The sequence below is a fragment of the Allobosea sp. genome, from assembly GCF_030694325.1.
Classification (GTDB): Bacteria; Pseudomonadota; Alphaproteobacteria; order Rhizobiales; family Beijerinckiaceae; genus Allobosea.
In genome coordinates, this window is the sequence record NZ_JAUXYO010000131.1 from 1 (window position 1) to 4381 (window position 4381).

Below are 4381 nucleotides of genomic sequence, written 5' to 3' on the forward strand. Positions count from 1 at the left end.
GGCCGGGCGGGGGTTTTGGTGCGCGCGCCTCACGATTGTCCCCCGAAACACCCGCGTCATCCTGGGCGGCCGCAGGCCGACCGGGATCCATCGGAGGGCACCGACCAGCCCGATGATGGATCCCGGCCTGCGCCACTTCGCGGCTTGGCCAGGATGACGGCGTCGAGGAGATTGGCCCTCACCTGCCCCACCCGCGACGTCGTCCCGGGCGCAGCGCAGCGCAGACCCGGACCCTTTCCGAAACCTCGCTCGGAAAGGCTCCGGAATGGATCCCGGATCGGCGCGGCTGCGCCGCTTGTCCGGGATGACACGCGGACGGGTGGCGGCTGACGCTCAGCGCGCCTTCTGGCCGAAGAGGACCGCCTTTTCCTCCGGCGTCGAGATGCCGGCGGGGTTGCGCAGGGATTCGCCGACCTTGAGACCGCGCTGCACGGCCGGCCGCGCCATCATCGTCTCGATCCAGCGGGCGACATGGGGGAACTGCTTGAGGTCCTGGCCCTGCTTCTCCCAGCCGCGGGCCCAGCCGATGCAGGCCATGTCGGCGATGGAATAGTCGCCGCAGATATAGTCGCGGCCCTCGAGCCGCTTGTTCAGCACGCCATAGAGGCGATTGGTCTCGTTCGTGTAGCGGTCGATGGCATAGGGCACTTTTTCCGGCGCATAGAGCCGGAAATGGTGGGTCTGGCCGAGCATCGGCCCGAAGCCGCCCATCTGCCAGAACAGCCATTCGTCCACGGCGACGCGGGCGCGCTCGTCGGCCGGGTAGAACTGCCCGGTCTTGCGGCCGAGATATTGCAGGATTGCGCCCGATTCGAAGACCGAGATCGGCTGGCCGTCCGGCCCCTCGGGATCGACGATCGCCGGCATCCGGTTGTTGGGCGCGATCGCGAGGAAGTCCGGCTTGAACTGGTCGCCCTTGCCGATGTTGACGGGAATGACCGTGTAGGGCAGCCCGCACTCCTCAAGCATGATGGTGATCTTCCAGCCGTTGGGCGTCGGCCAGTAATGGAGTTCGATCGGCTTGCTCTGGCTGGCTGACATGGCGCGGTCCCGGTCCCTGATGCAGAGGAGGAAGCGCGATGTTTAAGCCTCTTCCATCGCGGGAGAAAGAGGCGGGCCGCCCTGCGTGGCCCGCATCCCCCCTGCGTAAACCCGCTCCGACGGCGCCGGTCAGAGCTCGATCTTGAAGCCCTCATGGCTCTGGGCGAAGCCGAGATTGACGTAGAAGCGGTGCGCGTCGAGGCGCGACTTGTTGGAGCTGAGCTCGGCCATGCCGGCGCCGTGCTCGCGGGCGAAGGCGAGCGCATGGGCGATCATGACCCGGCCGATGCCGTGGCCGCGCCGCTCGGGCGCGACATGGACGCTCTCGAACTTGGCGCGCATCCGGCCCCGCGCCACCAGCCCGGGGATCAGCGTGACCTGGAAGGTGCCGACCACCAGCCCTCCCGCCTCCTCGGCGACGAAGAGCGCATTGTGGGCCGAGGCCTCGACCGCGGCGAAGGCCTCGGCATAGCCGGGGTGGCGCGCCTCCTGCCGGATCGCGTCCGCCGTCATCGTCTGCGTCGCCGCGCCGAGCATGATCAGCTCGGCGATGCGCTCCACATCCTGCCGGCGGGCGCGGCGAATGGTGACGGCGGTGGCGGTCTGCGTCGAGGTTGTCATGCGGCGTCCCGTCCGGTGGAGGCGAGACGCCGCTCTATCAGACCATCTCCGGGAACGGAACGATGGTCGACTTGACCGTCTTCATCGCCATCGCATCGGCGACGGCCTGGGTCACGCCCGCCTCGGTGAAGGGGTAGATCGTCTGCATCTCCAGGAAGGGGTACTTGTCGCGGGCGCGGTAGAGCATGTCGACGCCGAGCGGCAGGTCGTTGCCGGTGAAGGCCCAGGAGCCGAGCACGTTCAGATCCTTGGTGCAGATGCGATGCCAGTTGGTCTGGATCGAACCCGCATCGGTGAACTGACCCATCTCGACATAGGTGCCGCCGTCGCGCAGGAACTCGATGCCCTCTGGCCCCGCCGTGGGATGGCCGGAGCAATCCATCACCAGATCGGCGCCGAAGCCGCCGACGATCTCGCGGACGCGAGCGATGCGGGCTTCAGGCGTGGTGTATTCTTCCAGATCGACCGTCGCCTCCGCGCCGAACTTGCGGGCGAGCGCCAGACGCGGCTCCTCGGGCGCACCGACGCAGATGACGCGGCCGGCGCCCATCTCCTGCGCCGCCGCCACCGCCAGGATGCCGATCGGCCCCGAGCCCTGGATCACCACCGTGTCGCCCCAGTTGAAGCCACCGGCGCGCTTGGCCCGGTTGAAGGCGCGGATGCAGGAGGTCATCGGCTCGGAGAGCGCGCCCAGCCGCAGCGACATGTCGTCGGGCAGCTTGTAGACCTTGGTGCCGGGCAGCATTTCGAGGTCGACATAGACATATTCGGCCCAGCCGCCCCAGAGATGCGGCGCCTTGTCGAAGCCGAGATAGCGCCCGTAATAGACCGGGGTCAGGCACTTGTTGGCGCTCTCGGGATAGTGGACGCAGTAGTGGCAGCGCCCGCAGGGCATCAGCGGCGGGATCATCACCTTGGAGCCGACATCGAGCGGCTTGCCCATGAAGTCCTCGGTGAAATCCGCGCCCTTCTCGACGATGACGCCGCCGATCTCGTGGCCGAGCGTGAAGGGCCAGGGCAGCTTCTTGGGCCAGTGGCCCTTGAGGATGTGCTGGTCGGTGCCGCAGACGCCGCAGGCGCCGATCTTGATCAGCGCCGCCTTGGCCGGAATCGCCGGCCATGCCACCTCCCGGATGGTCGGCTTGCCGCCGGGGCCGTCATAGGTCGCGACGCGGATGGGCTGGCGCTGCATGGTCGTCTCTCCCTGAAGGTGCCGCTTTGGCGCGGCTTGGGGAGAGTGAGGCATGGCGGGCGCAGCACGGCAACCGGCGTGAACGCACAGCCCGGTTGCGGCAGCGGCTAATCGGCGAAGAGGCGCTTGGCCATCAGCAGCGTGTTGGGGGTGTCGTCGCGGCCGTCGAAGCGGGCCTGGCGTTGCAGGAAGAAGCCCATGCGCTCGTAGAAGGCGATCGCCGGCTCGTTCTGGCTCTCGACCTCGAGCCGCGCCACGGGCGCCTGCGGGAAACAGGCCAGCGTCACCTGCAGCAACGTGCGGCCGATGCCGGTGCCCTGCCAGGCCGGCAGGACATAAAGCCGCGTCAGCAGCGCGGCGCGGTCGCGCTCGGTGCGGGCGCTGGCGGTGGCGACGATCTCGCTCCCGACCAGCGCGACGAGAAAAGCACCGTTCTCGCGCCCGAGCTGGGCCCCGAGATTGTCGAGCGAGTGCCAGGCATTGGTGATCTCGGCGACGCGCTGCCAGCCATAGATGCCGTCATAGGTGGCGTGCCAGGTCTCGACCAGCAACGCCCGCACCACCGGCAGATCGGCGGCTTCGGCATCGCGAATGACGAGATCGGCGGGGGTCATGCCCGGTGTCCCGTTCGCGGCAGAAAGACCACGGTCGTCCCGGGCTTGACCCGGGATCCATGCCGGAACGCTTCGGAGACAGGTTCAGGCATGGATCCCGGATCTCCGCTTCGCTGCGTCCGGGATGACGGCGTGTTTTCGACGCCGCCCATCGCTCACTCGATCCCCAGCTTCGCCTTCAGGATCTCGTTGAGCGCCTGCGGGTTGGCCTTGCCGCCCGAGGCCTTCATCGCCTGGCCGACGAACCAGCCCAGCATGGTCGGCTTGGCCTTGACTTGCTCGACCTTGTCGGGATTGGCGGCGATCAGCTCGTCCACCGCCTTCTCGATGGCGCCCGTGTCGGTGACCTGCTTCATGCCGCGGGCCTCGACGATCTCGCGGGGGTCGCCGCCCTCGCTCCAGAGGATCTCGAACAGATCCTTGGCGATGCGCCCGGAGATGACGCCCTCGCCGATCAGGTCGACCAGCCCGCCGAGCTGGGCGGCGGAGACCGGCGAGGTCGTGACGTCCCGGCCCTCCTTGTTGAGGCGCCCGAACAGCTCGTTGATGACCCAGTTGGCCGCGGCCTTGCCGTCGCGACCCTTCGCGACCGCCTCGAAATAGTCGGCCTGCTCGCGCTCGGCGACCAGCACCGAGGCGTCATAGGGCGAAAGCCCGTAATCCGCGATGAAGCGCGCCTTCTTGGCGTCGGGCAGTTCCGGCAAATGCGCCTTCAGCTCGGCCACGAAGGCGTCGTCGAATTCGAGCGGCAGCAGGTCGGGATCGGGGAAATAGCGGTAGTCATGCGCCTCCTCCTTGGAGCGCATCGAGCGCGTCTCGGATTTGGCGGGGTCGTAGAGGCGGGTCTCCTGGTCGATCGTGCCGCCATCCTCGAGAATACCGATCTGGCGGCGCGCTTCGACCTCGACCGCCT

Annotated in this window: 5 protein-coding genes; all 5 read right to left on the minus strand. The window is 68.0% G+C overall.

Annotated features, from left to right (window positions below; translation table 11 throughout):
* Positions 1-333: 333 nt before the first annotated feature.
* Entirely contained in the window at positions 334-1041 is a 708-nt protein-coding gene (locus tag Q8M82_RS07970) for a glutathione S-transferase N-terminal domain-containing protein (RefSeq protein ID WP_305690835.1), read from the minus strand.
* Between the two features lie 129 nt (positions 1042-1170).
* The gene (locus Q8M82_RS07975; protein WP_305690836.1) at positions 1171-1662 is read right to left on the minus strand and encodes a GNAT family N-acetyltransferase; all 492 of its coding nucleotides are present in this window, start codon (positions 1660-1662) and stop codon (positions 1171-1173) included.
* A 37-nt stretch (positions 1663-1699) separates the two neighbouring features.
* Entirely contained in the window at positions 1700-2854 is a 1155-nt protein-coding gene (locus Q8M82_RS07980; protein ID WP_305690837.1) for a zinc-binding dehydrogenase, read from the minus strand.
* Between the two features lie 107 nt (positions 2855-2961).
* Positions 2962-3468, minus strand: coding sequence for a GNAT family N-acetyltransferase (locus Q8M82_RS07985; RefSeq protein ID WP_305690838.1), 507 nt, complete (start codon positions 3466-3468; stop codon positions 2962-2964).
* A gap of 155 nt (positions 3469-3623) precedes the next feature.
* Positions 3624-4381 (minus strand): Asp-tRNA(Asn)/Glu-tRNA(Gln) amidotransferase subunit GatB (locus Q8M82_RS07990; RefSeq protein WP_465248073.1); only part of this gene is annotated, 758 nt, incomplete at its 5' end.

What these genes read in the sequence shown, in the direction of transcription:
- Q8M82_RS07985 (WP_305690838.1), bottom strand. Translation starts at nt 3,468, where the DNA reads ATGACCCCCGCCGATCTCGTCATTCGCGATGCCGAAGCCGCCGATCTG.
- Q8M82_RS07970 (WP_305690835.1), bottom strand. Translation starts at nt 1,041, where the DNA reads ATGTCAGCCAGCCAGAGCAAGCCGATCGAACTCCATTACTGGCCGACG.
- Q8M82_RS07975 (WP_305690836.1), bottom strand. Translation starts at nt 1,662, where the DNA reads ATGACAACCTCGACGCAGACCGCCACCGCCGTCACCATTCGCCGCGCC.
- Q8M82_RS07980 (WP_305690837.1), bottom strand. Translation starts at nt 2,854, where the DNA reads ATGCAGCGCCAGCCCATCCGCGTCGCGACCTATGACGGCCCCGGCGGC.